The sequence below is a fragment of the Bradyrhizobium sp. NBAIM03 genome (assembly GCF_020194055.1).
Taxonomy (GTDB): domain Bacteria; phylum Pseudomonadota; class Alphaproteobacteria; order Rhizobiales; family Xanthobacteraceae; genus Bradyrhizobium; species Bradyrhizobium yuanmingense.
The window spans coordinates 17,996-44,062 of the sequence record NZ_JADYVS010000037.1; the positions used below are offsets into that span (position 1 = coordinate 17,996).

General features: G+C 64.2%; 24 protein-coding genes and 1 tRNA gene. 9 read left to right on the forward strand and 16 right to left on the reverse strand.

Annotated features, from left to right (window positions below):
• Positions 1-23 precede the first annotated feature (23 nt).
• Entirely contained in the window at positions 24-2,312 is a 2,289-nt protein-coding gene (locus I6F21_RS34215) for a bifunctional (p)ppGpp synthetase/guanosine-3',5'-bis(diphosphate) 3'-pyrophosphohydrolase (RefSeq protein WP_036015037.1), read from the reverse strand.
• Positions 2,313-2,516: 204 nt separating this feature from the next.
• A complete protein-coding gene (rpoZ, locus tag I6F21_RS34220) occupies positions 2,517-2,909 on the reverse strand; it encodes a DNA-directed RNA polymerase subunit omega (RefSeq protein ID WP_007603391.1) in 393 nt (130 codons plus the stop codon).
• Between the two features lie 329 nt (positions 2,910-3,238).
• On the opposite strand from rpoZ, the gene I6F21_RS34225 reads away from it, so the two are divergent.
• Complete coding sequence (locus I6F21_RS34225; RefSeq protein WP_036015038.1) at positions 3,239-3,883, forward strand: NYN domain-containing protein; 645 nt, start codon at positions 3,239-3,241, stop codon at positions 3,881-3,883.
• Positions 3,864-4,538 carry a uracil-DNA glycosylase gene (locus tag I6F21_RS34230; protein ID WP_036025518.1) on the forward strand — a complete coding sequence of 225 codons (675 nt, stop codon included), beginning with the start codon at positions 3,864-3,866 and terminating at the stop codon, positions 4,536-4,538. The genes I6F21_RS34225 and I6F21_RS34230 overlap by 20 nt, the downstream gene beginning before the upstream one ends.
• A gap of 85 nt (positions 4,539-4,623) precedes the next feature.
• On the opposite strand, the gene I6F21_RS34235 is transcribed toward I6F21_RS34230, so the two are convergent.
• Genes I6F21_RS34235 through dapA form a run of 4 tightly spaced genes read right to left on the reverse strand, consistent with a single transcriptional unit; the run spans position 4,624 to position 7,113 of the window.
• Positions 4,624-5,217 carry a peroxiredoxin gene (locus tag I6F21_RS34235; RefSeq protein WP_036025520.1) on the reverse strand — a complete coding sequence of 198 codons (594 nt, stop codon included), beginning with the start codon at positions 5,215-5,217 and terminating at the stop codon, positions 4,624-4,626.
• Positions 5,218-5,221: 4 nt separating this feature from the next.
• Positions 5,222-5,695 (reverse strand): SsrA-binding protein SmpB, encoded by a 474-nt coding sequence (gene smpB / locus I6F21_RS34240; protein WP_025036727.1) that lies wholly within the window; start codon positions 5,693-5,695, stop codon positions 5,222-5,224.
• Positions 5,696-5,754: 59 nt separating this feature from the next.
• A complete protein-coding gene (gene mscL, locus I6F21_RS34245; RefSeq protein ID WP_036039223.1) occupies positions 5,755-6,168 on the reverse strand; it encodes a large conductance mechanosensitive channel protein MscL in 414 nt (137 codons plus the stop codon).
• A 54-nt stretch (positions 6,169-6,222) separates the two neighbouring features.
• Positions 6,223-7,113 carry a 4-hydroxy-tetrahydrodipicolinate synthase gene (gene dapA / locus I6F21_RS34250; protein ID WP_036015047.1) on the reverse strand — a complete coding sequence of 297 codons (891 nt, stop codon included), beginning with the start codon at positions 7,111-7,113 and terminating at the stop codon, positions 6,223-6,225.
• A 281-nt stretch (positions 7,114-7,394) separates the two neighbouring features.
• Here dapA and I6F21_RS34255 point away from each other — a divergent pair, with 281 nt between their 5' ends.
• Both I6F21_RS34255 and I6F21_RS34260 read left to right on the forward strand, forming a co-directional pair.
• Positions 7,395-9,815 (forward strand): lytic transglycosylase domain-containing protein, encoded by a 2,421-nt coding sequence (locus I6F21_RS34255; protein WP_225113879.1) that lies wholly within the window; start codon positions 7,395-7,397, stop codon positions 9,813-9,815.
• 264 nt (positions 9,816-10,079) lie between these two features.
• The gene (locus I6F21_RS34260) at positions 10,080-10,241 is read left to right on the forward strand and encodes a DUF3551 domain-containing protein (protein ID WP_345960951.1); all 162 of its coding nucleotides are present in this window, start codon (positions 10,080-10,082) and stop codon (positions 10,239-10,241) included.
• Between the two features lie 129 nt (positions 10,242-10,370).
• Here the strand turns inward: I6F21_RS34260 and I6F21_RS34265 are convergent, their stop codons facing one another.
• Positions 10,371-11,900 (reverse strand): porin, encoded by a 1,530-nt coding sequence (locus I6F21_RS34265; RefSeq protein WP_225113869.1) that lies wholly within the window; start codon positions 11,898-11,900, stop codon positions 10,371-10,373.
• A gap of 747 nt (positions 11,901-12,647) precedes the next feature.
• Here I6F21_RS34265 and I6F21_RS34270 point away from each other — a divergent pair.
• Positions 12,648-12,740: transfer RNA gene (locus I6F21_RS34270), tRNA-Ser, on the forward strand.
• Between the two features lie 529 nt (positions 12,741-13,269).
• On the forward strand, positions 13,270-15,291 hold the full coding sequence (locus I6F21_RS34275; RefSeq protein WP_225140105.1) for a tetratricopeptide repeat protein: 2,022 nt from the start codon (positions 13,270-13,272) through the stop codon (positions 15,289-15,291).
• Between the two features lie 59 nt (positions 15,292-15,350).
• On the opposite strand, the gene I6F21_RS34280 is transcribed toward I6F21_RS34275, so the two are convergent.
• The 8 genes from I6F21_RS34280 to I6F21_RS34315 form a co-directional block, all read right to left on the reverse strand.
• Positions 15,351-15,617, reverse strand: coding sequence for a hypothetical protein (locus I6F21_RS34280; RefSeq protein WP_036025525.1), 267 nt, complete (start codon positions 15,615-15,617; stop codon positions 15,351-15,353).
• A gap of 1,570 nt (positions 15,618-17,187) precedes the next feature.
• Positions 17,188-18,666 (reverse strand): Asp-tRNA(Asn)/Glu-tRNA(Gln) amidotransferase subunit GatB, encoded by a 1,479-nt coding sequence (gatB, locus tag I6F21_RS34285; RefSeq protein ID WP_225140106.1) that lies wholly within the window; start codon positions 18,664-18,666, stop codon positions 17,188-17,190.
• Positions 18,663-18,965: a hypothetical protein gene (locus tag I6F21_RS34290; protein WP_085974545.1), complete on the reverse strand. Its 303-nt coding sequence runs from the start codon at positions 18,963-18,965 to the stop codon at positions 18,663-18,665. The genes gatB and I6F21_RS34290 overlap by 4 nt, the downstream gene beginning before the upstream one ends.
• On the reverse strand, positions 18,956-20,431 hold the full coding sequence (gatA, locus tag I6F21_RS34295) for an Asp-tRNA(Asn)/Glu-tRNA(Gln) amidotransferase subunit GatA (RefSeq protein ID WP_225140107.1): 1,476 nt from the start codon (positions 20,429-20,431) through the stop codon (positions 18,956-18,958). The genes I6F21_RS34290 and gatA overlap by 10 nt, the downstream gene beginning before the upstream one ends.
• On the reverse strand, positions 20,428-20,640 hold the full coding sequence (locus I6F21_RS34300; protein ID WP_225140108.1) for a hypothetical protein: 213 nt from the start codon (positions 20,638-20,640) through the stop codon (positions 20,428-20,430). The genes gatA and I6F21_RS34300 overlap by 4 nt, the downstream gene beginning before the upstream one ends.
• 14 nt (positions 20,641-20,654) lie before the next feature.
• On the reverse strand, positions 20,655-20,942 hold the full coding sequence (gene gatC, locus I6F21_RS34305; RefSeq protein WP_036025530.1) for an Asp-tRNA(Asn)/Glu-tRNA(Gln) amidotransferase subunit GatC: 288 nt from the start codon (positions 20,940-20,942) through the stop codon (positions 20,655-20,657).
• A gap of 76 nt (positions 20,943-21,018) precedes the next feature.
• Positions 21,019-22,095, reverse strand: coding sequence for a nitronate monooxygenase family protein (locus I6F21_RS34310; protein ID WP_225140109.1), 1,077 nt, complete (start codon positions 22,093-22,095; stop codon positions 21,019-21,021).
• A gap of 52 nt (positions 22,096-22,147) precedes the next feature.
• Positions 22,148-23,128 (reverse strand): nitronate monooxygenase, encoded by a 981-nt coding sequence (locus tag I6F21_RS34315; protein WP_225140110.1) that lies wholly within the window; start codon positions 23,126-23,128, stop codon positions 22,148-22,150.
• A 99-nt stretch (positions 23,129-23,227) separates the two neighbouring features.
• On the opposite strand from I6F21_RS34315, the gene I6F21_RS34320 reads away from it, so the two are divergent.
• Together I6F21_RS34320 and I6F21_RS34325 are read left to right on the forward strand one after the other, a co-directional pair.
• The gene (locus tag I6F21_RS34320; RefSeq protein WP_036025534.1) at positions 23,228-24,118 is read left to right on the forward strand and encodes a LysR family transcriptional regulator; all 891 of its coding nucleotides are present in this window, start codon (positions 23,228-23,230) and stop codon (positions 24,116-24,118) included.
• Positions 24,119-24,318: 200 nt separating this feature from the next.
• Positions 24,319-25,254 carry a cyclase family protein gene (locus tag I6F21_RS34325; protein WP_036025535.1) on the forward strand — a complete coding sequence of 312 codons (936 nt, stop codon included), beginning with the start codon at positions 24,319-24,321 and terminating at the stop codon, positions 25,252-25,254.
• A 58-nt stretch (positions 25,255-25,312) separates the two neighbouring features.
• On the opposite strand, the gene I6F21_RS34330 is transcribed toward I6F21_RS34325, so the two are convergent.
• Positions 25,313-25,528 (reverse strand): hypothetical protein, encoded by a 216-nt coding sequence (locus I6F21_RS34330; protein WP_036039246.1) that lies wholly within the window; start codon positions 25,526-25,528, stop codon positions 25,313-25,315.
• A gap of 47 nt (positions 25,529-25,575) precedes the next feature.
• Here I6F21_RS34330 and ruvX point away from each other — a divergent pair, with 47 nt between their 5' ends.
• Positions 25,576-26,067 carry a Holliday junction resolvase RuvX gene (gene ruvX, locus I6F21_RS34335; protein WP_036025537.1) on the forward strand — a complete coding sequence of 164 codons (492 nt, stop codon included), beginning with the start codon at positions 25,576-25,578 and terminating at the stop codon, positions 26,065-26,067.

A 26,067-nucleotide genomic window follows, 5' to 3' on the forward strand; every position in this document is an offset into this window, starting at 1 on the left:
GGAACGGCGCATGCGAGATGCGCCTATCCATTAACACGTTCGACTTTGGCGACGACCGCCTTCGCGCGCAGCTGGGCCAGGATCGCGCTGAGGTGCTTCAAGTCGTAGACTTCGAGATCGATCGTCGTCTCCGTGAAATCGGGCGAGCGGCGCTGCATGCTGATATTGTCAATGTTGCCGTCGTGCTCGGCGATCACGGTCGCGATCTGCGCCAGCGCGCCGGGCTCATTGACGTTCTCGACCTTGATGCGGGCCGGGAAGCGCTGCGGCGCGGAATCCTCGATGTCCCAGCGGACGTCGAGCCAGCGCTCCGGCTCCTCCTCGAAATCCTTCAGGGCCGGCGCCTGGATCGGATAGATCGTGATGCCCTCGCCCGGCGTGACGATGCCGACAATGCGATCGCCGGGGACGGCGCCGCCGTTCGGCGCGAACTTCACCGGAAGGTCGGAATTGATGCCGCGGATCGGGATCGCGACCGGGCTGCGCGACTGTTCGGAGACCCCCTTCTCCTTGAGCTTGGCGGCAAGGCCCTTCTTGACGCCGTAGCGCGCGATGCGCTCCTCCTTGTAATCCGGGTACATCGCACGCGCGACATGGGAGGCCTTGATCTCGCCGCGCCCGACCGCCGCCATGACGTCCTCGATCGATGTGCGCGCGAGCCGCGGCAGCGCGCCCTTGAGCTTGTCGTCGGCGTATTCAATCTTGGCGCGCTCGAACAGGCGCTCGACGATGCGCCGGCCGAGCCCGACATATTGGTCGCGCACCGCGGTGCGCGTGGCGCGGCGGATCGCGGCACGCGCCTTGCCGGTGACGGCGAGCGTTTCCCAGGCCGAGGGCGGCGCGGACTGCGCCTCCGAGGTCAGCACCTCGACCTCGTCGCCGTTCTGAAGCTCCGAGGACAGCGGCGCGAATTTGCCGTTGATCTTGCAGCCCACCGCGCTGTTGCCGACGTCGGTATGCACCGCATAGGCGAAGTCGATCACGTTGGCATGGCGCGGCAGCGCGATCAGCTTGCCCTTCGGGGTGAAGCAGAACACCTGGTCGTGGAACAGCTCGAGCTTGGTGTGCTCGAGGAATTCCTCCGGGTTCGCGCTTTCCGAGAGGATGCCGATGGTGTGGCGCAGCCAGGCGAACGCGTTGGACTCGCGCTTGAGGAATTCGGTCGGCGAACCCACGCCCTCCTTGTAGAAAACGTGCGCGGCGATGCCGCGCTCGGCGATCTGGTCCATCGCCTCGGTGCGGATCTGCAGCTCGACGCGCTGGTTGCCGGGGCCGATCACCGTGGTGTGGATCGAGCGGTAGTCGTTCTGCTTCGGCGTCGAGATATAGTCCTTGAAACGTCCGGGCACGACCGGCCAGGTGGTGTGGACGATCCCGAGCGCGCGATAGCAGGCCTCGACGTCGCTGACGACGAGGCGGAAGCCGAAGATGTCGGACAATTGCTCGAAGCCGACCGACTTGCGCTCCATCTTGGTCCAGATCGAGAACGGCTTCTTGCGCCGGCCATAGACCCGCGCCCCCAAGCCCCGGTGGCGCAGATTGTTGGAGAGCTGGTCCTCGATCTCGCCGATCAGGTTGCGGTTGCGCTCAGCCAGCGCGTCGAGCCGCTGCATCACCACCGAATAGGCTTCGGGATCGAGGGTGCGGAAGGACAGATCCTCCAGCTCCTCGCGCATTTCCTGCATGCCCATGCGCCCCGCCAGCGGCGCATAGATGTCGAGCGTCTCCTCGGCGATGCGCCGGCGCGATTCCGTCGGCACGAAGTCCAGCGTGCGCATGTTGTGCAGACGGTCGGCGAGCTTGACCAAAAGCACGCGGACATCGTCGGCAATGGCCAGCAACAATTTGCGCAGATTCTCGGCCTGCTTAGCCTCCCGCGACACCAGCTCCAGCCGCTTCAGCTTGGTCAGGCCATCGACTAGCGCGCCGATCTCCGAGCCGAAGATCTGATCGATCTCGGCCCGCGTTGCCTCGGTGTCCTCGATCGTGTCGTGCAGCAGCGCGGCCACGATGGTGGCGTCGTCGAGCTTGAGGTCGGTGAGAATCGCAGCCACCTCGAGCGGATGCGAGAAATACGGATCGCCCGAGGCGCGGGTCTGCGAGCCGTGGGCCTTCATGGCGTAGACGTAGGCACGGTTCAGCAGGTCTTCGTTGGTGTTGGGATTGTAGGACCTGACGCGCTCGACGAGGTCATATTGACGCATCATCCGGGCGCGAGGCCGGGCGGGGCGCGCGACCGGCGCAGTCGGGGCCACGGCAACCGATTCGGTTGCGGCCTGCATCTGCGTGGATCTGCGGCGCCGATATACCATGCCGTCCTGCCTTCAAACGGGCTTGAGCCGGCCCGCTGCATACATCCTAACTCCGATCGCGCTCGTGTCCGATCAATTCAGTGACAGGGCCAAGCACCGACCGCAGCGCTATGGTAACCACGAAAAGGTCAACAAAAGCAAAGGCCCGAACGATCGTTCGGGCCTTTGATATGATCACAAGAAGAAGATGATCGCGATGGGGAATTACTCGTCTTCCTCGGGCTGCTCCTCGGGAGGCGCGAGGCCTTCCAGGCCCTTCAGCAGCTCCTCCTCGGTCATGCGCTCCACGGCGACCTCGGTGTCGTCGGCATCGACGCTTGCCCCCGCGGAACCGATCAGCGGCACTGTATCCGGCTCGGGCTCGTCCACCTCGACGAACTTCTGCAACGAGTGGACCAGCTCCTCGCGGAGGTCCTCCGGCGAGATCGTCGTCTCGGCAATTTCACGCAAAGACACAACAGGGTTCTTGTCGTTATCGCGGTCAACCGTTAGTTGTGAACCGGATGAAATCATGCGGGCACGGTGGGCGGCCAGCAGGACCAAGTCAAACCGGTTGTCGACCTTGTCGATACAATCTTCTACGGTGACGCGAGCCATGGACTGTCGCTCCGTTGTGGGTGGGACGAAATATGTGGATGATTGGGGCTAGTTATAGGGGCCGGGACGGTTTCGCAAGACCATTTTGTGATTTGGCCTCGCCAAACCGCTCTGCTACCCCACATTGGGGCTGGGACGGGTGGTTTTCCGGGCTGCCGTTGGGGGCGGCCCCGGGGTGTATGCAAGTCCGCCATAACTATACCTTGATTGCCCCGACTTCTCCGGATTTGCGGTTTCGACGGGTTTCTGCGGCACTCTAGAACTGCGCGGCCTGTTGTCGCCGCGCCAACAAAAAACGATCAATCACGAACGCTACGCGAGCAAACTGAATGTCACCTTCTCCTACCAACAAGATCGCGCTCTTCATCGACGGGGCCAATCTCTACGCGACGGCGAAAACCCTCGGCTTCGACATCGACTACAAGCGCCTGCTGAAGGAGTTTCAGAGCCGCGGGACGTTATTGCGGGCGTTCTATTACACCGCCATCATCGAAGACCAGGAATACTCCTCGATCCGCCCGCTGATCGACTGGCTGGACTACAACGGCTACACGGTCGTCACCAAGGCGACCAAGGAATTCATCGACGCCTCCGGGCGCCGCAAGGTGAAGGGCAACATGGACATCGAGCTCGCCGTCGACGCCATGGAGCTCGCCGAGCACATCGACCAGATGGTGCTGTTCTCGGGTGACGGCGACTTCCGCTCCCTGGTCGAGGCCGTCCAGCGCCGCGGCGTGCGGGTCACGGTGGTCTCCACCATCGCCAGCCAGCCGCCGATGATCGCCGACGAGCTGCGCCGCCAGGCCGACGTCTTCACCGACCTCGTCGAGCTGCAATCCAAGCTCGGCCGCGATCCGTCCGAGCGCCCCGCCCCGCGTGACCGCGGCGAGCGTGGTGAACGCCACCACGCCCCGCAATTCCTCCAGCGCGCGACCACGACGGCGCCGAGGGGCGATGACGACTTCGAGGAGTGAGGCGGCCCGGTCAAGCCGCCAGCCTCTCACAATCGTTCCCGACCGTGACTGCCCGCTCTGCCCGCGCCTGGTCGCCTTCCGCGAGGCGAACCGCGCGCGCGAGCCCTCGTGGCACAATGCGCCGGTTGCGCCCTTCGGCGACATCAAGGCCCGCCTCCTGATCGTGGGCCTCGCCCCGGGAATGCAGGGCGCCAACCGCACGGGGCGGCCGTTCACGGGCGATTATGCCGGCGACCTGCTCTATGCCACGCTGATCGAATACGGCTTTGCGAGGGGCACCTATCAGGCGCGTCCCGACGACGGCCTGAAACTCGTCGACTGCCGGATCGCCAATGCCGTGCATTGCGTGCCGCCGCAGAACAAGCCGCTGCCGATCGAGATCAACACCTGCCGCCAGTTTCTCGTGGCCAATCTGGCGACGATGCCGAAGCTGCGCGCGATCGTCGCGCTCGGGCGAATTGCGCACGACAGCGTGCTCAAGCCGCTGAATTTGAAGGCCTCGCAAGCCCCCTTCGGCCACGGCGCGGTGCATCAGGCCGGCGCGTTCAGGCTCTACGACAGCTATCACTGCTCCCGCTACAACACGAACACCGGCGTGCTGACGCCAGACATGTTCAGATCCGTGTTCGCGAAGGTGAAGGCGGATCTCGATTAGCTAGAGCATGATCCGGAAAAGTGCGTAGCGGTTTTCCGAAAAGATCATGCTCAAACAATAAGCTAAAGCGCGATGACGATTCATCCTAATCGCATCGCGCCTTATTGACGGGATTTGCCTTGAGCCAGGCCAGCACGTCGCCGGCGTTCCGGTCGGGCGGAAACACCGGATAGAACACGTGCGTGATCCTGGCGTCGTCGATAACAAGCGCGAGGCGCTTGATCAGCGTCAGGCCCGCGACCTCCATGGTCGGCAAGTTCAAGGCGCGCGTCAGCGCCAGCTTCTCGTCCGAAAGCACCGGGAACGGCAGATGCAGGCGCGACGCCATCTCGATCTGATAGTCGTTGCTCTGGGTCGAGAGGCCGAACACGTGCGCGGCGCCGGCGGCCTTCAGCTCGGCGTAGAGATCGCGAAAGGCGCAGGTCTGGGGCGTGCAGCCGCGCGCTCCGGGGATCATGTCCCAATCGTCGACCAGCGCGATCTTGCCGGGCTCGCCGGTGCGGGGATAGGCGAACACCACGGTGCGGCCGCGCAAAGCCGACAGGGTGACCGATGTGTCGTCGGTCGCGAGCAGGCCAATCGGCGGCAACGTCATGCCTTCGAGATGCGCGGCGGCGCCATCGTCGGAAGGCGCGGGAATCTGGCTCCAGTCGACCTCGAGCAGGTTCCGTTGATTCATCTCGTCATCCCCTCGCCCGCAGCAGCCGGCCCTTCTCCCGGCTCCAGTCGCGCTTCTTCTCGGACTCGCGCTTGTCGTGCAGCTTCTTGCCCTTCGCAACCGCCAGCTGCAGCTTGGCCCGGCCGCGCTCGTTGAAGTAAAGCTTGAGCGGGATCAGCGTCATGCCCTCGCGGTCGACCGCGCCGATCAGCTTGTTGATCTGGCGGCGGTGGAGCAGCAGCTTTCGCGGCCGCTTGGGCTCGTGGTTGAAGCGGTTGCCTTGCAGGTATTCGGGAATGGTGGCGTTGATCAGCCAGATCTCGCCGTTCTTCGAATCGGCATATGATTCCGCGATCGTGCTCTTGCCGTTGCGGATCGACTTGACCTCGGTGCCGGTCAGCGCAATGCCCGCCTCGATCGTGTCCTCGATGGCGTAGTTGAAACGCGCCTTGCGATTTTCCGCCATCACCTTGATCGGACGTTCGTTCTTATCGGCCATGACGGGCAAACCTGATCGAGATGCGCTCGGATTCTAACAGTTCGGATGAAGTGGACGCGTCACTTCTTGAGGAGATCGCGGATCTCCGTCAGCAGCTCGACCTCGGCCGACGGCTTTGGCGGAGCAGCGGGTGCCGCCTCCTCCTTGCGCTTCAGCGTATTCATGGCGCGGATTACCAGGAACAGCACGAAGGCGACGATGATGAAGTTGATCGTCAGCGTCAGGAAGCTGCCGTAAGCAAGGACGGCGCCTTGCTTTTTGGCATCCGCCAAGTTGGTTGCGGTGACCGCCTTCGACAAGGGGATGAAGTAGTTCGAGAAGTCGAGGCCACCGGTGACCGCGCCGATGATCGGCATGATGACGTCACCGACCAGCGAGGTGACGATGCCGCCGAAGGCCGCGCCGATGATGACGCCGACCGCGAGATCGACGACGTTGCCCTTCATGGCGAACTCGCGGAACTCCTTGAGCATCCGCGCGCCCTTTTCCTCCACGCTCATGAAAGGCTCCCCCGAACGGCTAATGCGTCAGTTGACCAGACCTGCGTGAACCATCGCGCTGCGCACGGCAACCCGCGTCGGCTCGGACACCGGAACCATCGGCAGCCGCAGCGTCTCGTCCAGCTTGCCGAGCAGCGACATCGCGTACTTGATCGGCGCCGGATTGCTCTCGATGAAGAGGTTGTTGTGCAGCGGCATCAGCTTGTCGTGGATCGCGAGCGCCGCCTTGGTGTCGCCCTTCTGCCAGGCGGCGTGGAACTCCGAGCACAGGCGCGGCGCGACGTTCGAGGTCACCGAGATGCAGCCATGGCCGCCATGGGCCATGTAGCCGATGATGGTGGCGTCCTCGCCCGAGAGCTGGTTGAAGTCCTCGCCCATCGCCGCGCGCTGCTGCGACACGCGGACCATGCTGGCGGTGGCGTCCTTGACCCCGGCGATGTTCTTCAGCTCCCACAGCCGCTTCATGGTGTCGACCGACATGTCGATCACCGAGCGCGGTGGGATGTTGTAGATGATGATCGGAATGCCGATCGCATCGTTGATCGCCTTGAAGTGCTGGTACATGCCTTCTTGCGTCGGCTTGTTGTAATAGGGCGTGACGATCAACACGGCGTCCGCGCCCGCCTTTTCGGCGTGCTGGGAGAGCTCGATCGCCTCCTTGGTCGAGTTGGAGCCGGCGCCGGCGATGACGGGCACGCGGCCCTTGGCTTCAGCGATGCACCATTCCACGACCTTCTTGTGCTCGTCATGACTGAGCGTCGGGCTCTCGCCGGTGGTGCCGACCGGAACGAGGCCGTTGGTGCCCTCGGAAATCTGCCAATTGACCAGGGAGCGAAACGCCGCCTCGTCGAGCGAGCCGTTCTTGAACGGGGTGACCAAGGCGGTGAACGACCCTCGGAATTTCGTCTTGGCTGCCATGGACTTCCTCCGTACGCGGCGATCTCTTGAGCAAGCCCCCTTCATATCGGGTCTATCCGGCCGGTAAAAGACCCGGGGTCGGTGCCAGGCTGGGTTTAGGCCGCGATTTTGCCGCGGTGCTGGTGCAAATCGGCCCGAGGTAAGCGGCTGTTGGTATTTTCTCCGCATATTCAAGCAAATTCAGCTAGGTCTTGAGCCACTTCACTGATTCGGGGCGACGAAACGCCGTGACCTCCTTTGCATCTGCCGCGTGGCGATCCCTGAGTATGGCATTGTGCCTGATGGCCGGGCTGTCGATGGACTGCGCCGCGTTCGCCAAGTCCAACGAGACGGCCGCGGAGACCAAGGATCCCGCCAAGCCAGCAGCCAAGGACGCCTCGAATGGCCCGGCCAAAGGATCGACCAAGGAAACGGCGAAGGATACAGCCAAGGGAACCGGCAAGGACGCCGCGAAGGCCGCAAAGGGTACGCTCGGCACCCCCGCCAAGGACGCCGCGAAGAAGCCGGATGCCGGCAAGAACGCCAGCAAGGAACCGGCGAAGGACAAGCCCAAAGACAAATCCAAGCCTGCGGCCACCGCTCCTGCTGCCACGACCCCTGCAGCTGCACCTAAGGCAGCGCCGACTGCGAGCGGCTCGCCGCCCAAGGCAGCCCCCGCCCCGGCCGTGACTGCCACCGTCAAACCGACTGCGCCGGCCCCGGCCAGACCGGCCGCAGCTCCCATACTGGCGCCTGCAACGCGCCAGCATGCAGCGCCGCGCAAGCCGGTCATCCCGGCCGCCGTGGCTGCGACGTCGTCGACGTCGCAGGCTGACAAGGACACCCTGGAGAGCGTCATCGAGCTCGTGCGCAAGCGCAAGGCCGGCGACGCCACCAATGCCGCGGCCGGCATCTCCGATCCGGTCGCGCGAAAGCTCGCCGAATGGATCATCCTGCGCAGCGAGGACAACGGCGCTACCGTGGAACGCTATCGCGCCTTCCTCTCAGCCAATCCGAGCTGGCCATCGCAGACCTTCCTGCGCCGGCGCCTCGAGGCCGCGATGTGGGACGACAGGCGCGACGAGTCGGTCGCGTGGTCGTGGTTCGAGAACGAATCGCCGATCTCCGCCAAGGGACGCTTCACGCTGGCCAGGGCGATGCTGGCGCGCGGCGACCGCGCCAATGCCGAGCGGCTGGTGCGCGACGCCTGGCGCGCCGATCCGATGTCGGAGGACACCGAGAACAACGCGCTCGACCAGTTCGGCGCCCTGCTCACGCCAGGCGACCAGAAAGCGCGGATGGACAACCTGCTCTACGGCAGCGAGAACGAGGCGGCGCTACGCGCCGCCAAGCGTCTCGGCGCCGGCTATGTCGCACTCGCCAAGGCCCGCATCGCCGCGGTCAAGAAAGCGCCGAACGCGCGGGCGCTGCTCGATGCCGTGCCGCGCGAGTTGCACGGCGATCCCGGCTTCATCTTCAGCAAGATCCAGCTGCTGCGCCGCGAGGAGAAGTTCACTGAAGCCGCCCAGCTGATGCTGTCCGCGCCGAAGGATCCGGGTCGCCTCCACAATCTCGATGAATGGTGGATCGAGCGGCGCCTCCTGGCCCGCAAGATGATCGACACCGAGGAATTCCGCAGCGCCTATCTGATCGCGCGCGACGCCGCCCTGCCCTCGCGCGACATCTACAAGACCGAGCAGGAGTTTACCGCCGGCTGGATCGCGCTGCGATTCCTCAACGATCCCGCGACCGCCGCCCAGCATTTCGCCCGCATCGGGGTCGGCAGCGTCAATCCCACCGCGCTGGCGCGTGCCGGCTATTGGCAGGGCCGCGCTGCCGAGGCGATGGGTCGCCAGCAGGAGGCACGCAATGCCTATGCGCGGGCGGCCGAGCAATCGACCAGCTATTACGGCCAGCTCGCGCGCGCAAAGCTCGGCCTGCCGCAGATCGAGCTCAACAGCCAGCCGCGCGGTCGCGGCGCCGAGCGGCTCGAGATCGTGCGCGCCGCGCAACTGCTCTACGAGCTGGACGAGCGCGAGTTCGCGATACCGCTGCTCGCCGACATGGGCGAGAACGGCGATCCCGAGGCGCTCGCGGGCCTCGGCGAGCTCACCCAGCGCTACAGCGACGCGCGCGGCATGCTGCTGCTCGGCAAGGCCGCGCTCAACCGCGGCCTCCCGTTCGACTTCTACGCCTACCCCGTCAACGGCATCCCTCAGTTCACGCCGATCGGCCCCGAGGTCGAACGCAGCATCATCTATGCGATTGCGCGGCAGGAGAGCGCGTTCAACCCGTCGGTGGTCTCGCCGGCGCAGGCCTACGGGCTGATGCAGGTGACGCCGGATGCCGCCCGCTACGTCTGCAAGCGCCACGGCGCAACCTACGACCTGGGGCGGCTGAAGAACGACTCCGTCTACAACGCCACGCTCGGCTCGGCCGAGCTCGGCGGACTGCTCGAGGATTATCGCGGCTCCTACATCATGACGTTCGCCGCCTACAATGCCGGCCGCGGCAGCGTGAAGAAGTGGGTCGAGCGTTACGGCGATCCGCGCGACCCCAAGGTCGACGCGGTCGACTGGGTCGAGCTGATTCCGTTCTCCGAGACGCGCAACTATGTGCAGCGGATCATGGAAAACCTTCAAGTCTACCGCGCCCGTTTCGGCGGCGGCACCCGCTTGCAGATCGAAGCCGATCTGCGCCGCGGCGCCGTCAGCGTGCAGTAACGGGCGTCGATGGCCCGTTAGAATCAGAGCCTGGTTGCTGGGCAGGGCTCGGCAGGATTCGTCGACGGCACCAGCGACCTGACGATAGAATTGCGCCAAGCGTTCCCACGCACCGGTTAGCTTATGCCTCACAAGGCTGGGAACGTGTCACGCTGCGCGTGGTCGGTGCGTTCCTGTTCGCAGCCGTGATCTCGTCGGGCCTCGCGACCGGCGGCTCCCCCCTTCGGCAAGAACCGCCATCCTGCCCAGCCACAGGTAACCGGCATCCAGAATCGCTATTGCCTGCAAGAACGGCGTTGGGAGAATCCTGGCAACTGCCAGTTGTCCAATTACAGCCAGTGCATGGCGACCGCGTCGGGCACAATCGATGCCTGCGGTCTCAACCCGACCTATGCCTTCAAGGAGTGGAAGGGCCTGAGATGGTAGTTTGATAGCACTTTGCCGACATTCCAGCTTGCGAGCCAACAAGGTCCGCACGTTAGGCGAAGCGCTACGCTCCAAAGAAAAACCCCGGCAGTTTCCTGCCGGGGTTCATGGATCAACCTAGGGTCGATCTTAGAAGTTGCGCTGAGCGCGCAGGAGCATCTGCAGGTTGCCCTGATCCTTCAGCTCGTAGGTCGCTGCGGGCTTGGCAACAGCCAGGTTGGCCGTGTTGGCGCCCGTGACAACGCCAGAGTGCTTCTGGTCGAGCCAGACGTAGCTCACGTCAGCCGTGAAGGCGAGACCCTTGACCGGAGTCCAGACCAAGTTGCCGCCGATAACCGCAAGGTTGAAGTCGGGGTTACAGGTCGAGCCAGCGGCGGGGGCCAGAGCAGCAGCGAAGTTGGCGCAGATCAGAGCCTTGCTTTGATCGCCGTAGCGGAGCGAAGCATAAGCACCGTAGATGCCCGACGCCCAGTTCGGGGACCAGTTGTGGGTATAACCACCGCGGAAGCCCCAGGTCTTGACGGTCTCGATACCGAGACCGGAACCGAACACGCCATCAGCGATACCGGCGAAGCCGATGCTCTGATAAGCGATGCCGCTGCCGCCGTAGATGAAGATGGTCTGCGGGAACAGGCTCTGGAAGTTGTACCGCGAAGCACCGTCGGTGTAGACCGCCTGCAAGTTGATCGAGTCACCCGCACCAGTCGGGATGTTCTTGATCGACAAGGCACCTTGCACCGCCCAGCCCCACTTGTCCGACGGATGACCCGTGAGCTCCGTCGTACCGTAATAAGCCGAGTGGAGTTCGTGCGCCGCCGCCGAGATCTGGAACAGACCCCAAGCCTGATCGACACGGACCTGACCGACGATGTCGGGCATGCGCGTGCCACCCCAATCGTTGACACCGTAGATGCCCTGGATGAAGGCAGCGCCCGCAGCTGCAGTCGTGGCGAAGCCACCCACTGCACCCGCAACGCCGGTCACGCTCGCGTTCCAAAGGTTCGACTGGCCGCCAGCAGCGGTCGTCATATCCTGCAACGCGACCGAACCCGTGATGCCCTGGCCGAAATCAGCCGTGTAGGCGACCTGGTTCACACCGGTGACGTTGTTGCTGCCGCCCGGAAGGAAGTCGGGACCGCCAGCCGGATAGCTCTGCCACGGTGCGTCGAAGATCGAAACGGTGCGGCCGAAGGTGAAACCAGCGAACTGGATGAACGCATGGTAGAGGCCGAGCGAAGCCGAACCGACCGAGAAGGCAGACGGGGCGCTGCCGGTCACCGAGGTGGCATCCCAGCTGAAAACCGTATCGGCGTAGGTGCGAACCACGCCATACTCGGTTGCCGTACGGGTATCGATGGTGAAGTCCAAACGAGCGCGGGTCTGGTAGTAGTTGTCCAGACGGTTGTTGGCGCCGCCGGGAGCACCCTGGCCAATGCCGTAGTCGCTGTTCGTGTTAAACAGCATGTCGGCACGCAGATAGCCGCCGAACTTGATGCAGGTGTCGGTGCCCGGGATGTAGTAGAATCCAGCACCGTACAGGGAGCAGATCTTCACGTACTCGACCGCCTTGGCCTTCACGGGGAGATCGGCTGCCTGAGCTCCGCCCACGGCGATCAGACCCGCCGCTGAGCCGAGCAAAAGGCTCTTAACCAACTTCATGTTAAACCTCCAAGTTGCTCTTCAGGGAAGGTCACTGACCGGACGGCCAATTCCCCAACCCCCTCTAAATCACCGCTTTCGGCGCCTTCGCGTCTTCGGACACACCCGCATGAACGCGAGGGACTTAAGCGAATGACCTAAACGGGACGACCTCGGGATGCCCCCCTCCGTCGCTCAGTCACAATTACCGAACGTCCTTGCACACACAACAAGAGAACGCTCCGAAACGGGCCGGTGCAGCGTGTTTTCCAACGGGTGTTGCACAAATAACACGCAGATGTGATCAAACCGCTCTCGTAACACATTGTTTACATTGATGTTTTCGAAGCGGTTCCAAATGCCATCAAAGTTCCGCACATGAGGCGCCGCGCGCGAGAGCTCGGCTTGAGCCAGCTTTGGGGCGCTCGAATCGTGGAATCAGAAGGAGACTCAATGGGCAGGCATCGACCGCCTCCCCGCCGCGCAATCTGACGCAGGCAGCCTGCAAATACCTCCGCCGTCCGGGGTTCGCCATCACTCTCTATATGGAAGTCACGCCGGCGGGATAATCGGGCCGGACACCTCGGCGAGCGAGGACGCAGAGATGCTAGTCCTTCTTTGCACCTTTGAATTTCCTCGAAAATTCAGCGCCACGCCCTGATCCGAGCGCAAACCCGTCTCGTTTCGCAAATCGCTGGGAATATTCGAGCGAAAACACGCGCTTCCAAATTGACCAGCCCGAGCAAATAGATGCATAAGGCTCGCACCGGAGAGGTGGCCGAGTGGCTGAAGGCAACGCTTTGCTAAAGCGTCATACGGTCTCAAGCTGTATCGAGGGTTCGAATCCCTCCCTCTCCGCCACCCCAGAATCCCGGAAGCAGAATCAAGGTCGCTGCGCGCGTCCAGCGGAAGGCGATGGGCGACGCCGGTACGAAAGTTCCGCACAAGGATGAGGGCGGCGAGCCCGCGCGATTCGCGCGCTCCTTATATATGTGAGCCCCCACCTAAATGCCGGATCGCCAGACCCGCCAATGCGAGGGCGCTATCAGCACGGCCTCATCGGCCCAAACATTGAACCAGATGCCGCCCTTACGCCGGCATGGAAAGGACCATGGCACAATACCTGTTTTGTGCAGACGCCCGAGTTCCAGGTCGCACTCGTCGGGAGCGATCTGAATCGGCAGCCATCGTCCATTCGTAGCCTGGTTGCTCATGACGTCGGATTCTAGGCGACGCCATGAAGAGGAAACTTGCTCCAGCGCAAGCGCGTCCGCCCGTGCGAATGAGCGCAGGCGGCGCGGCCGTTGTTCTCGCCGGCAAAGGTGACTAGAGTTTTTGCACCATTTCGCCCGAGCACAGACCCCCCTACGTCGGGTCGAGAACCCATCGCATGTCGCAACAAGGCCGCAACAAGGGAGCCTCGGCCCCCTCCTCACTCCATCCGTCAGCTATTCTGGACCAGGCCATTGCGGCGCACCGTTCGGGCAATCTGTCGGAAGCGGAACGGGCCTACACGACCATTCTGAAGGGAAGCAGAACGCATGCCGTCGCGCTCCATATGCTGGGGCTGTTGCACGCCCAGCGCGGCCATTTTGCGGACGCCGAGCCTTTGCTGAAGAAGGCTGCACGCGTCGACCCCGGCAATCCCGACGTTCTTTTCAACTATGCCAACGTGCTGCGCGCGCTGGACAAGCCGGACGATGCGCTCGTCTGGCTTGCGAAAGTAATCGCCCTGGCTCCAAACTTCGCGGACGCGCGTCTCAATCGCGGAGCGATCCTCATTGCACGGCAGCAGCTTCGCGACGCCATAGCCGAGTTTGATCGCGCCATTGCGATCGCACCGTCGAGCGCCGCGTTCGCCAACCGAGGCAGCGCGTTGCAGCAGCTTGGTCGACTCGAGGAAGCGCGTGACAGCTACGCCCGCGCCATCGAGCTTGCACCGGCCGACCCACAGAACCATTTCGCGTTGTCTGAGGTTCTTGGCCAGCTGGGGCGAGACGACGAAGCGATCGTGGCTCTGGAACGAACGGTCGCACTTGATAAGACGTTCCCGTTTGCGCTGAGCAACCTCGTTGCTTGCAAGCGGAAGCGCGCCGACTGGAGCAGCTTCGAACGTGAACAGGCCACCATAGAAGACGCTGCCGAGGCAGGCGTGCCGGTCGACCCCTTCACCTTCTTTCATGTCTCCTCATCGCCTGCACGCCAATTGACCTGCGCGAAGGCCTATGTCGCCAAGGTGACCCCCGACGGGGGTGCCGCCAGGCCCGGAACGCCGAGACCGGCGTCCCGGCTCCGGGTCGCGTACATGTCGGCCGATTTTCGCAGTCATGCCACCGCGTATTTGATGGCCGGAATCTTCGAGGCGCACGACCGCGAGCGCTTCGACGTCACCGCCATCTCCTACGGGCCCGACGACGACAGCCAGATGCGCAACCGCCTGAGGGCCGCATTCGAACGTTTTGAAGATGTCAGCGATCTTGCCGACGAGGACGTCGTCAAGCTGATCGGCCAGCTCGAGATCGAGGTTCTCGTCGATCTCGGCGGCTTCACCGCCGGTGCACGGCCGAAAATCATTGCGCGCCGGCCGGCTCCTATCCAGGTCAGCTATCTCGGCTTTCCCGGCACGATGGGCGCCCCCTATTTCGACTATCTCATGGCCGACCGGATCGTCATCCCCGAAGCAGAGCAGCCTTATTACGCCGAGAAGGTGATCTATCTTCCCAATAGCTACCAGGCGACCGACGCGAAGCGACCGCTCCCGTCAAATCCACCGAGCCGGAGCCAGCTCGGACTGGCGGACGATGCGCTCGTCTACTGCGCGTTCAACAGAAGCCCCAAGATCACGCCCCCGTTGTTCGGCGTCTGGATGCGGCTGCTCGACAAGACCCCCGGAAGCGTCCTTTGGCTGCTAGATGGTGACCCGGTCGCCACCGAGAATCTGAAGCGCGAAGCCGTTGCGCGGGGGATTGTCGCTGAGAGAATCGTGTTCGCTCCGCGCGTCCCTGCTGACGAGCATTTGGCGCGCCACCAGGTCGCCGATCTGTTCCTGGACACATTGCCCTACAACGCCCACACCGGGGCCAGCGACGCCCTCTGGGCTGGCTTGCCGGTCCTGACGTGCCTTGGGACCACTTTTGCCGGACGCGTTGCAGCCAGTCTCCTGAACGCCGTAGGCCTTCCCGAGCTGGTGACGCGATCGCTGGAGGAATATGAGGCTTTGGCACTTCGAATCGCGCACGATTCCGAACTTCGCGTCGCGCTCCGGAGCAAGCTGGCGGCGCGCCGGACCACTTGGCCGCTTTTCGATACTGTCCGCATGACGCGGGATATCGAAAAGGCATTCGACGAAATCTGGCGCAGGCATTGCGCGGGCGAAGCGCCGGCCTCGTTTGCCGTGCAAACCTCGACCTGAAGCCGCCTCGGCGCGGTGGCGCCGCCCGGTCAAGGTCCGGTTCCCAAGCGAAGTGACGCTCAGTGCGCGCAGACCCAGGCTCTCGCCTCACGCTGCGCGACGGAGATCTCGGCCTCCGACATCTGCCCGGCGATTTCCTGGCGCAGCGCCACGGCGTCCTTGCGGCCCTTCAGCGCGGCGAGATTGAACCATTTGTGCGCGGCGACGAGATCGACGATGCCGGAGCGGCCGCTCGCCCAATAGATCCCGCGCTCGAACAGCACGTCCGACAGCGCGCTCGCATCGACCGGCGTCGCCGTCTCCAGATCGAAAGTACCCTGAAACATCACGCATCCCCTTTGTTCTTATGCCGCCTCGTCCCCCGAGCGCGGCTCCCGTCCAACCTCTGATGTGCATGACCCGTCACGGGATCGTGCACTGTTCAACTCTTCCCCGTCGCCGTTTGCCGGCTTGTTGGAGGCGATGATGGCGGGCAAATTTGAATGGCAGTTTAAGCATCGCGATGAAGCAGACGTAAACGCGGGCGCGCGCCTCCTGCGCCGAGAATTAAAAAAGTCCCTGATTCGCAGGCACTTCTGTCATTCGTCAGATTCGGTTTACCCTGGGATTTCAGGACATCGATAACCATCGCGCGCAGTGGCGCAGGTCATGTGACTGCTTTTCTTGTCGTCATCCGCGCCCCCGGCTACGCCAAGGCTTCGCCTGGGTATGCGGTCTCTCGGGCCGTCCAAGTTCGGCGAAGGTGGCAGGCGGGTGACCCACTATTCCAGCGGCAATCGTTCCACGACAAGCCGCGCGTGCTGGATCGGCCCGTCGGAGCCGGGCGGCGACACCGCAAGGCGAAACGGTGCGCGATCACGCCACAGGACGCCTTGCCTCTCCAAGCCAAGCGATCAAGCCGGCACGACAGAAGCGCGCTCGGACGCGACGTGGTCAAATCAACGATGTGAGAGAGAGGAATGCCGGCAATGCCCCGGCTTCAAGGGAACGAGGGCGTCGGCGAACACGTCAGGACCAGATTCCACTTTGGCCCGAAGGCCTGTCGTGAAATTGCGGAGCCCGTTTGAGGAGAACCGCACCGAACGAAGAAAACTCGTTTCTTCTGCCGGACCGCGAAAGAGAACGGTCCGACCGTTGACCTGATGTCTCGCCGACACCCTCTATCGTCGACCAGAACCTCTAGGAGGCGCTGATGACGTGCCGGCTATCTGGAGCCGGCAACTTCAGAAGCGAAGTTACTTCTTCTTCTTCGCGACCTTGCGGGTCTTCTTCGCAGTCTTCTTCACTGCGCTCTTCGCCTTCTTCGCCTTCTTCGCTTTCTTGGCCATGTTGCCCTCCGATGTGTGAGATGGCTTTAATCGCTGCGTGCACTCGGGGATCGAATGCACTTCATCCCGAATACACCAACACGAAGAAAAAAACAGCTTCTCGCTTAAAGAAGTGTTGACGCAGCAAGGCGCCTGCGCTTGGCGGGCGCGACGCAGGCGCTTCGTACGACGTGCACTTGCGATCATGCAGAGCGCTCGCATCGCCGACGTTCGCGAACGATGCGATTGCACGAAAACACTATGCAGCAAGTATTTTTTCGCACGCGCGTATCGCGCGCGACCAACGCAGCGATGCGCATCGACAATCGTTCGGTCGCCTCGCAAAGGCGTTTCGCGGACTCTGAGTCGCGATTTTTGGCAACGAAAATATTTTCATGCTTAACGGCGCGGGCGCTCGCCGGAGCGCGTTCAAGCCGCCGTTTCGGGCGAATCGCGCGGCGGCGATTCGGCCGCCGCATCGCCGTCGATCAGGATGAAGTTTGCCGTCGAGGATGCGCGCGAGCGTCGCAGCGAGAACCAAAAGCGAGGTGACGAAACGCGTCCGTCACCTCGTTCGAATGCGTGAGGCTTAGACGCCGAGCTTGGACTTGAGCAGGTCGTTGACGCTCTGCGGGTTGGCCTTGCCGCCGGATGCCTTCATGACCTGGCCGACGAACCAGCCGAGCGATTGCGGCTTGTCCTTCACCTGCGCCGCCTTGTCGGGATTGGCCGCGATGATGTCGTCGACCACCTTTTCGATCGCTGAGAGATCCGTGACCTGCTTCATGCCACGGCTTTCGACCAGCGCGCGGGGATCGCCACCCTCCTGCCAGACGATTTCGAACAGATCCTTGGCGATCTTGCCCGAGATCGTACCCTCGCCGATCAGGTCGATGATCGCAGCCAGTTGCCCGGCATTGACGGGCGAGGCCGTAATATCCCGGCCTTCTTTGTTGAGACGGCCGAACAGCTCGTTGATCACCCAGTTCGCCGCCATCTTGCCGTCGCGGGCGCGGTTGGCGAGCTTGTCGAGCACCGTCTCGTAGAACAGCGCGCTCTCGCGCTCGGCGACCAGCACGCTCGCATCATAGGCCGAGAGGCCGAAATCGGCGACGAAGCGCGCCTTCTTCTGGTCCGGCAGCTCCGGCAGCTTCGCCTTCAGCGCGTCGACGAAGCCCTGGCTGAACTCCAGCGGCAACAGGTCGGGGTCGGGGAAGTAGCGATAGTCGTGCGCCTCCTCCTTCGACCGCATCGAGCGCGTCTCACCCTTGTTGGGATCGAACCGGCGCGTCTCCTGCTCGATCTCGCCCCCGTCCTCCAGGATCTCAATCTGGCGCCGCGCTTCATACTCGATCGCCTGGCCGATGAAGGCGATCGAGTTCATGTTCTTGATCTCGCAGCGGGTGCCGAGCGGCGCGCCGGGCTTGCGCACGGAGACGTTGACGTCGGCGCGCAGGGATCCCTTCTCCATGTCACCGTCGCAGGTGCCGAGGTAGCGCATGATCGAGCGCAGCTTGGTCACATAGGCCTTGGCCTGCTCGGCGTCGCGGATATCAGGCTTCGAGACGATCTCCATCAGCGCCACGCCAGAGCGGTTGAAATCGATGTAGGACAGTGACGGCGACCGGTCGTGCAGCATCTTGCCGGGATCCTGCTCCAGATGCAGCCGCTCGATACCGATGGTGGCCGTCTTGCCGCCGTCGAGATCGATGATCACCTCACCCTCGCCCACGATGGGCGATTTGTACTGGCTGATCTGGTAGCCCTGCGGCAGGTCCGGATAGAAATAGTTCTTGCGGTCGAACACCGAGCGCAGGTTGATCTGCGCGTTGAGGCCGAGCCCGGTCCGGACAGCCTGTCTGACGCATTCCTCGTTGATGACCGGCAGCATGCCCGGCATCGCGACGTCGACCAGCGAGACGTGGCTGTTCGGCTCGCCGCCGAAAGCGGTAGACGCGCCCGAGAACAGTTTGGCGTTCGAGGTCACCTGGGCATGGATCTCCATGCCGATGACCATCTCCCAGTCACCAGTTGAGCCCTTGAGAAGCTTGTGAGTGGCCGTGCTCATGTCCTGCTCCCGAGCAGCGTGGCAGCGATCCGCTCCCACTCCGCTTCCAATGAATCCTTTGCCGCCGGCTGGCCGGCCTGGCGGTACCAATAGCCGGCATTGCCGAGATCGCCTTCGACGCGGTGCAAATAGGCATGCACCCAGGCGGCCTCGCGGCTGCTCTCGTCCTGGACGATCTTGTGCGCGCGGTCCCAGTCGCCCTTCGCCGCCCACCACAGGCCGGCGAGCGGCGCGTTCAGGTCCGGCGCGGGCGCCGCGCCACTGATGCTCGCGATGAAATCGGCGACATTCACCACCACCTCGCGGGCGTGAAGCGGCCGGCGGCCTGCTCGATCACCTCGCCGAGCGAGAACAGCGTCTCCTCATCGAACGGACGGCCGATCAATTGCAGCCCGAGCGGCAGGCCCTGCAAGTCCTTGCCGGCGGGCACCGCGATGCCGGGCAGGCCCGCCATGTTCACGGTCACCGTGAAGATGTCGTTGAGATACATCTCGACCGGGTCGGCGCCGCCCTTCTCGCCGATGCCGAAGGCCGCCGACGGCGTCGCCGGGGTGAGGATGGCGTCGACGCCTTTGGCGAAGCAGTCCTCAAAATCCTTCTTGATCAGCGTGCGCACCTTCTGCGCGCGCAGGTAATAGGCATCGTAATAGCCGGCCGAGAGCACGTAAGTGCCGATCATGACGCGGCGGCGCACCTCGGCGCCAAATCCCTCCGCACGGGTGTTCTCGTAGAGCTCAATGATGTTCTTACCCTGCTCGCGCAGGCCGTAGCGCACGCCGTCATAGCGCGCCAGGTTGGACGAGGCCTCTGCCGGCGCCACGATGTAATAGGCCGGCAGCGCGTATTTGGTGTGCGGCAGCGACACCTCGACCAGCTCGGCACCGGCCGCCTTCAGCCACGCCGCGCCCTCACTCCACAGTTTCTCGATCTCCGCCGGCATGCCGTCGAGGCGATACTCCCGGGGGATGCCGATCTTCATGCCCTTCACGGACTTGCCGATCGCCGCCTCGTAGTCCGGCACGGGGATATCGACCGACGTCGTGTCCTTGGGATCGTGGCCGGCCATCGAGCGCAGCAGCATCGCGGCATCGCGTACGCTGCGCGCGATAGGGCCCGCCTGGTCGAGCGAGGAGGCAAAGGCGACGATGCCCCAACGCGAGCAGCGGCCATAGGTCGGCTTGATGCCGACGGTCGCGGTGAACGCGGCCGGCTGGCGGATCGAGCCGCCGGTATCAGTCGCGGTCGCGCCCATGCAGAGCAGCGCCGCCACGGCCGAGGCCGAGCCGCCGGACGAGCCGCCCGGCACCAGCGTGGTGTTGCTGCCCTCGCGCCGCCAGGGATTGCCGACGGGGCCGAAGCACGAGGTCTCGTTCGCCGAGCCCATCGCGAACTCGTCATTGTTGAGCTTGCCGAGCATCACCGCGCCGTCGCGCCAGAGCTGCGAGGTGACGGTGGACTCGTAGGTCGGCACGAAATTGCCGAGGATCTTCGAGCACGCCGTGGTGCGCACGCCCTTGGTCGCGAACAGGTCCTTGATGCCGAGCGGGATGCCGGCGAGCGGGCCCGCATCGCCCTTGGCGATCTTGCTGTCCGCCTCGCGCGCCATGGCGCGCGCCTGATCCGGCGTCTCCATCACGAAGGCGTTGAGCACGCGCGCTTTCTCGATCGCGGAAAGATGCGCATCGGTCAGCTCGAGCGACGTGAAAGTTTTTGCCGCGAGACCCTTGCGGGCCTCGGCGAGCGTCAGCGATATCAAATCGGTCATTTATTGATCGGGCTGCAGAAGAACGGAGACAGGGTCTTGTCGTCGGCCGGGTCGTCCTTTTTGGCGGCGGCTTTCGCGGCCGCCTCGATCTCGTCGAGCACGGCATTGACGGCGACGTTGGGATCGGCAGCCTTGCCCTGCCGTTCCATCTTGTCGAGATAATTCATGTAGGCCTGATAGGCCTTCTCATCGTCGCAAAGCAGGCACATCGGATCTAACCTGTTTATTCAACGACCTTCGGCACCAGGAAGAAGTGACCTTCGGTCGCGGGCGCGTTGGCAACGATATCGTCGGCGATCCCGCCGTCGTCGACCACGTCCTGCCGCTTCTTCATCTGCATCGGGGTGACCGAGGTCATCGGCTCCACGCCCTCGACATTGACCTCCGAGAGCTGCTCGACGAAAGCGAGCATGGCGTTGAGCTCGCCCTGCAGATGCGGAACCTCGCCCTCGGAAACCGCAATGCGCGCCAGATGCGCGATGCGGCGGACGGTAGCGGCGTCGACGGACATTATATAAGGCCTCTTACGGCAAAACCTATGTGCCGTATAGCAGAGGCCGGTTTTGCGCCGCAACCGGCGCTTCCCCCTATCCGGCGAGGGCCTTCATGCGCCCCAGCGCCGATTTGGCGAGATCCCGGGTCAATTCGGCGGCGGGAAGCTCGCGGCCCAGCGCAACGGCCTGCCCTGCCCAGAGATTGGTGAAATCCACCCTGCCCTGCTTTTCGGCAGCCGCTTTCAGCGGCCCCAGCGCCGTCGCGCCGTGGGGAAACGGCGGCGCATCCGGCGAGATCGGACCGGCCTCGCGCATCAGCCGGTTCTGCACCCCGCGCGCAGGCCGGCCGGTCATGACATTGGTGATGACGGTGGAATCGTCCCGCGCCTCGGCAAGCGCCTTGCGGCCGCCCGCGCTGAGCTTGGATTCCGGGCAGCGCAGATAGGCGCTGCCGATCTGCACGCCGGCGGCACCGAGCGCGAAGGCTGCGGCAATGCCGCGTCCGTCGGCGATGCCGCCCGCCGCGATCACCGGCACCTTCACGGCATCGACGACCTGCGGCACCAGCGCGAAGGTGCCGGGCTGCTCGGCGATCTTGTCGGTCAGGAACATGCCGCGATGGCCGCCCGCCTCGGCACCTTGCGCGATCACGGCATCGACGCCGTGTTCTTCCAGCCAGACCGCCTCCTTCACCGTCGTCGCGGACGAGATGACGAGGCAACCCGCCGCCTTGACGCGCCGCAGCAGCGCTTGCTCCGGCAGGCCGAAATGGAAGCTGACGACCTCCGGCTTCAGCTCCTCGACCACTTCGCAGAACGCTGCATCGAACGGCGCGCGGTTCGCAGCCGCGATCGGCGCGGAGGGATCGAGACTGTGCTCGGAATAGTACCCCGCGAGCCGCTGCTTCCACCGCGCCTCGGCTTCGCGCGTCAACTCGACCGGCGTGTGGCAGAAGAAGTTCATGTTGACCGGCGCCTTGACGCGCTGGCGGATGAGACCAACCTGCTCGCGCGCCTTCTCCGGCGAGATCATCGCACACGGCAGCGACCCCAGCGCCCCGCCCTGCGCAGCCGCAATCACCAGCTCCGCATCCATCACGCCAGCCATCGGCGCCAGCACGATCGGGAATTCGGTCTTGAAAAGATCGATCAGTCGACGGTCAGGCCACATGGTTGTTCTCTCGTTCTTTCTCTTTCTTACCCTCCCCTGGAGGGTAGGAAGTCTACGCCGCTGCCACCGCCGAGTTTCTCCGCCCGGCGATCAACTGCTCCGCCTCCGCCGCAATCCGCTCGACGATCTCCGCCGCCGGTGGGATATCATGAATCAACCCAACCGCCTCGCCGGCGATCACGGCCGCGACATCGAAATTGCCCGCCGCCCTTGCTGCCGCATACTCGGAAGCGACTGCGGCAACATTCTGCATCAGCTCGACCTCGCGGCCGATCCAGCGCTTGGCATGATCGTTGACCAGGCACCGCCCGGTAAACGGCGCCGGCCAGACATTGTTGCGGGAGAGATCGAAGAGGATGCCGCGCACGGTCGAACCGGAGTTCGCCGCGCAGATGCGGCGCTTGGCCTCCTCCGCACCGTCGGCCTCCTGGCTGGCATAGAAGCGCGTGCCGAGCAGCACGCCGCTCGCGCCCATCATCATCATGGCCGCTAGGCCGCGCCCATCCGCGATGCCGCCAGCCGCCACCACTGGAACGTGCCCCGCGACGAGATCGACGATGGCGGGCACGAGATCGACAGTGGTGCGCGAAGCGCCATGACCGCCCGCCTCCGTGCCTTGCGCAATCAGGATGTCAGCACCGGCATCGAGCGCCTGCCGCGCCATCGCTTCGTCCTGCACCTGGCAAATCAGGCGCGCGCCGGCGGACTTGATCTTGGGCGCGAACGGCGCCGGATCGCCGAACGACAACATGATCGCAACTGGTTTTGCAGCGAGCGCGACATCGAGAAGCTCGGGCCGCTTCGCGAGGCTCCAGGTGATGAAGCCGATCCCGAACGGTGCACTGAGGTCGGCGAGCTTCGCCGTCTCCTGCTCCAGCCAGATCCGTTCGCCATAGCCGCCGCCAAGAATGCCGAACCCGCCGGCGCGGCTCACCGCCGCGACCAGGCGGCTGCCGGCAATGACATCCATCGGCGCCAGCAGGATCGGATGCTCGATCCCCAGCAGCGTGGTCAGCGACGTCGTCATCGGCATACGGCTCCTCCCCGATCTGGACAGCGAGACTAGGCGCGACTAGCATTCTCGAAAATTGAATTGTTGCGAACGCTGCCATCTCAAAAGCGAAACGACACCATGGAACTCAGCGATATCAAGACCTTCGCCGCCGTCGCCCGCACCGGCGGCATCACCCGCGCCGCCGAAGAGCTCAACACCGTGCAGTCGAACGTCACCCAGCGCGTGAAGGCGCTGGAGGCGGAGATCGGCACGCCGCTGTTCGAGCGGCACTCGCGCGGCATGACGCTGACCGGCGCCGGCAAGCGCCTCCTCCCCTATGCGCAAAAGATGGCAGCGCTGTCGCGCGAAGCCTTGCTCGCCGCGCGCGACGATGGCGAGCCGAAAGGACCGCTCGCGATCGGATCGATGGAGACCACGGCAGCCGTGCGATTGCCGCCGCTGCTCGCCGATTTCCACCGCCGCTTCCCGGCCGTGCGCCTTTCGTTGCGCACCGCGCCGACCGCCGACCTCGTCGCCCTCGTGCTCGACGGCACGCTCGACGGCGCCTTCGTCGCTGGACCCATCACGCATGACGACCTCACCGCGACGAGCGCGTTCCGCGAAGAGCTGGTGCTGGTCAGCGCGCGCCGCTGGGCCTCGCTCGCCGAGCTGCGCGCCGGCACGCCGGAGTCGGGTCCGACCGCGCTGGTGTTCCGCACCGGCTGCACCTATCGCCAGCGGCTCGAACAGATCTTCGTCGAATTCGGCTGGCCATCGGCGGCGCGCTTCGAGCTCGGCACGCTCGACGGCATGATCGGCTGCGTCGCCGCCGACATGGGCGTGACGCTGCTGCCGCGCGCCGTCGTGGAACGCAGCGCGATGAACGGCGCCGTCGCCGTCCACACGCTGAGCCCGTCACATGCACGTGTCGAGACACTCTTCATCCAGCGCCGCGCCGGACATCAATACAGCGCGCTGAGCGGTTTTGCCGATTGCCTGAAGAAGGACGAGGACGTCATCGCGGCATGACGGAGCGCCAACGTTCCACGCCACGAAATTCGTCACAAATCCATCGCGTTTGAATCGATCCGCGCTGCGTGCTGCCATCGCAGCGCAGCACTTCGAAAAGCTTTGAAGCCCGCGCTTCTTCTACGTTAGGATGAGTGACTGGCCAGCGCGAAACCATAAACGAAGCCAAACACCGGCAGAAAACATCGGGAGGACTATTGATGCGCAATACGCTCGTGTTGTGCTGCGTCGCTGCGTTGTCGGCGATTTCAGGAACTGCAAGCGCACAGGACTGGACCAAATCGAAATGGGGGCCGAACGACGAGATCGGCGCCGCCAACTACATGACGCCCGAGCTCGTTGTGAAGGCGGCATCGCTGGTGAAGACCGGCAAGACCTACGCCCTCGGCATCCCCGTCACGCCGCAGACGCCCGCCTACCCGCCGCGCACCTTCAAGCTCACCATCGTGCAGCCCGGACAGGCCGGCACCCCGGGTCTCGGTCCGAACAAGGCCACTTACAACGATGACATCCTCGACAGCTGGGTCGGCATCGGCAGTCAGCTCGACGGGCTCGGCCATCTCGGCGTCGAGCACGTCTACTACAACGGCAACAAGCTGGCCGATTTCGCCGATCCCAATGGCTTGAAGAAGCTCGGCATCGAGAAGGTGCCGCCGATGGTCGCCCGCGGCGTGCTGCTCGACATGGCCGCCTATTTCAAGACCGACGTGGTGAAGGAAGGCACCGCCTTCAACGTCAAGGAGATCGAGGAAGCCGCCAAGCAGCAGAACGTCGAGATCCGCCAGGGCGATGTCGTCATCTTCCATACCGGCTGGCTCAGCCTGATCGGCAAGGACGACAAACGCTACTCGGCCGGCGAGCCCGGCCTCGGCGTCGAAGGCGCGAAGTACCTCGCCGGCAAGGGCGTCGTCGCGGTCGGCGCCGACACCTGGGGGCTCGAGGTGTTGCCGTTCGAAGGCAAGACCGTGTTCGAGGTGCATCAGATCCTGCTCGCGATGAACGGGACCTACATCCTCGAGAACATGGATACCGCCGCGCTCGCGCGCGACAAGGGCTATGAATTCCTGTTCGTGCTGGGCCAGCCGCGCTGGACCGGCGCCGTTCAGGCCATGATCAACCCGATCGCGATCCGCTGAGCTGAAAACCGGGCGAGGAGCCGCTTGCCGCGCGGCAGGCCCCTCGCCCACCCCTCCGTCACCGCGGCCTCACCTGCCACCGCCGCAATGCGACGATGGCCCAGATCGCCTCGACCAGGCCGAACGGCCAGGCGCCTTGCAGGAAGCCATAGGCCGACCCCAGCGCGCAGGACGCCGCGAACAGCAGCACGAACCAGTGGCTGCGATCCTCCAGGGCATAGCAGACCAGCATCGCCGTCACGGCAAACAGGCCGAATAGTGTCAGTGCATCCATGGTTATCAGTTCACCCCGCAGCGCGACGCATGATATGCGCTAAAGCCATGCCGGCTCCTATCCTGCCTCTCATCGATGCTGCAACCCACTGGCCCGCGCGCGGCGCGCTGGTCGGCCTCGATTTGGGCACGAAGACCATCGGCGTTGCGGTGTCCGACCCGGACCGGCGGCTGGCGACCGGAGTCGAGACGATCCAGCGCAAGCAGTTCAAGCAGGATGCCGCCAGGCTGCTGGCCATCGCCACCGAGCGCAAGGTGGTCGGCTTCGTGCTGGGCCTGCCCATCAACATGGACGGCAGCGAAGGGCCGCGCGCGCAATCGACCCGCGCCTTCGCGCGCAATCTGGCCGGATTGACCGCGCTGCCCATCGGTCTCTGGGACGAACGTCTTTCGACCGCGGCGGTCGAGCGCGAGCTGATCGGCATGGACGTCAGCCGCGCCAAGCGGGCCGAGGTGATCGACGAGCACGCCGCGATCTTCATCCTGCAAGGCGCACTCGATCGCCTTGCCAATCTACGCACGAGCCCGGGACCGGACTGA

Bases quoted from the DNA above. Each gene is read 5' to 3' on its own strand.
- gatB (WP_225140106.1), bottom strand. From the start codon at position 18,666: ATGAGCACGGCCACTCACAAGCTTCTCAAGGGCTCAACTGGTGACTGG.
- I6F21_RS34230 (WP_036025518.1), top strand. From the start codon at position 3,864: ATGACGACTTCGAGGAGTGAGGCGGCCCGGTCAAGCCGCCAGCCTCTC.
- I6F21_RS34235 (WP_036025520.1), bottom strand. From the start codon at position 5,217: ATGAATCAACGGAACCTGCTCGAGGTCGACTGGAGCCAGATTCCCGCG.
- gatA (WP_225140107.1), bottom strand. From the start codon at position 20,431: ATGACCGATTTGATATCGCTGACGCTCGCCGAGGCCCGCAAGGGTCTC.
- rpoZ (WP_007603391.1), bottom strand. From the start codon at position 2,909: ATGGCTCGCGTCACCGTAGAAGATTGTATCGACAAGGTCGACAACCGG.
- gatC (WP_036025530.1), bottom strand. From the start codon at position 20,942: ATGTCCGTCGACGCCGCTACCGTCCGCCGCATCGCGCATCTGGCGCGC.
- I6F21_RS34325 (WP_036025535.1), top strand. From the start codon at position 24,319: ATGCGCAATACGCTCGTGTTGTGCTGCGTCGCTGCGTTGTCGGCGATT.
- I6F21_RS34320 (WP_036025534.1), top strand. From the start codon at position 23,228: ATGGAACTCAGCGATATCAAGACCTTCGCCGCCGTCGCCCGCACCGGC.
- I6F21_RS34275 (WP_225140105.1), top strand. From the start codon at position 13,270: ATGTCGCAACAAGGCCGCAACAAGGGAGCCTCGGCCCCCTCCTCACTC.
- I6F21_RS34315 (WP_225140110.1), bottom strand. From the start codon at position 23,128: ATGCCGATGACGACGTCGCTGACCACGCTGCTGGGGATCGAGCATCCG.
- I6F21_RS34300 (WP_225140108.1), bottom strand. From the start codon at position 20,640: ATGTGCCTGCTTTGCGACGATGAGAAGGCCTATCAGGCCTACATGAAT.
- dapA (WP_036015047.1), bottom strand. From the start codon at position 7,113: ATGGCAGCCAAGACGAAATTCCGAGGGTCGTTCACCGCCTTGGTCACC.
- I6F21_RS34255 (WP_225113879.1), top strand. From the start codon at position 7,395: ATGGCCGGGCTGTCGATGGACTGCGCCGCGTTCGCCAAGTCCAACGAG.
- I6F21_RS34310 (WP_225140109.1), bottom strand. From the start codon at position 22,095: ATGTGGCCTGACCGTCGACTGATCGATCTTTTCAAGACCGAATTCCCG.
- ruvX (WP_036025537.1), top strand. From the start codon at position 25,576: ATGCCGGCTCCTATCCTGCCTCTCATCGATGCTGCAACCCACTGGCCC.
- smpB (WP_025036727.1), bottom strand. From the start codon at position 5,695: ATGGCCGATAAGAACGAACGTCCGATCAAGGTGATGGCGGAAAATCGC.
- I6F21_RS34280 (WP_036025525.1), bottom strand. From the start codon at position 15,617: ATGTTTCAGGGTACTTTCGATCTGGAGACGGCGACGCCGGTCGATGCG.
- I6F21_RS34330 (WP_036039246.1), bottom strand. From the start codon at position 25,528: ATGGATGCACTGACACTATTCGGCCTGTTTGCCGTGACGGCGATGCTG.
- I6F21_RS34215 (WP_036015037.1), bottom strand. From the start codon at position 2,312: ATGGTATATCGGCGCCGCAGATCCACGCAGATGCAGGCCGCAACCGAA.
- I6F21_RS34265 (WP_225113869.1), bottom strand. From the start codon at position 11,900: ATGAAGTTGGTTAAGAGCCTTTTGCTCGGCTCAGCGGCGGGTCTGATC.
- I6F21_RS34225 (WP_036015038.1), top strand. From the start codon at position 3,239: ATGTCACCTTCTCCTACCAACAAGATCGCGCTCTTCATCGACGGGGCC.
- mscL (WP_036039223.1), bottom strand. From the start codon at position 6,168: ATGCTCAAGGAGTTCCGCGAGTTCGCCATGAAGGGCAACGTCGTCGAT.